We start from the raw sequence: 1,046 nt of genomic DNA, 5'->3' as shown, positions 1-1,046 counted from the left end.
GAAGCCATCAATGCCGCGACGCTGGCGCTCAAGAAGGCGCTGATCGAGCGAGCGCTGGGCGGCGAGATGAACCACCATCTCGGCTATCCACCCGGTGCCGCCAAGCCGGTCAATGCCACGAATCAGCGTAACGGTAAAGGTGCCAAGACGGTCCTGACCGAAGACGGTCCGATCCGCATCGAGGTGCCTCGCGACCGCGACGGCAGCTTCGAGCCACTGCTGATCCCCAAACACGAACGACGCTTCACGGGCTTCGACGACAAGATCGTCGCCATGTATGCCCGGGGCATGACCGTGCGAGAGATCCAGGGCTTCCTGCTGGAGCAATACGCTACCGAGGTCTCGCCCGACTTCATCAGTTCCGTCACCGACGAGGTGATGGCCGAAGTCACCGCCTGGCAGGCCAGGCCGCTCGAACCGATGTATCCGGTGGTGTTCTTCGACGCGCTGCGGGTCAAGATCCGCGAGGACGCCGTGGTACGCAACAAGGCGGTCTATCTGGCGCTGGGCGTTCTGCCCGATGGGACGCGCGATATTCTGGGGCTGTGGATCGAGAACACCGAGGGCGCCAAGTTCTGGATGAAGGTATTCAACGATCTCAAGACGCGTGGCGTTCACGATGTTCTGATTGCCGTGACTGATGGCCTCAAGGGTATGCCGGAGGCGCTGGCGGCCGTGTTCCCGGCCACCACGCTGCAGACCTGTATCGTCCACCTGATCCGAAACAGCCTCGATTACGCGAGCTGGAAAGACCGGCGAGGACTGGCTGCGGCGATCAAGCCAATCTACACCGCGCCGAGCGCGGAAGCGGCTCAGGCCGAATTGGACGCGTTTGCCGAAGGCCCTTGGGGCCAGAAATTTCCGACGGTCAGCGCATCGTGGCGCAACGCCTGGGATCGCGTGATCCCGTTCTTCGCGTTTCCACCGGGTGTTCGGAAGGTTATATACACGACGAATGCCATTGAGAACATCAACTCGCAGTTGCGCAAGATCATCAAGACCCGGGGACACTTCCCGACTGACGACGCAGCGACTAAGTTGATCTG

The 1,046-nt window shown here is 61.5% G+C and carries 1 protein-coding gene; it reads left to right on the top strand.

Annotated elements, in window-relative coordinates; translation table 11 throughout:
* Positions 1–1,046: IS256 family transposase (locus tag HZI36_RS26695; protein ID WP_179405667.1), on the top strand; the 1,046-nt coding region annotated here is incomplete at both ends.

The organism is Burkholderia guangdongensis (genome assembly GCF_013403875.1).
Lineage (GTDB): Bacteria > Pseudomonadota > Gammaproteobacteria > Burkholderiales > Burkholderiaceae > Burkholderia > Burkholderia guangdongensis.
Note: the sequence above shows the minus strand (reverse complement) of the source record. Positions and strands in the feature narration are given on the sequence as shown.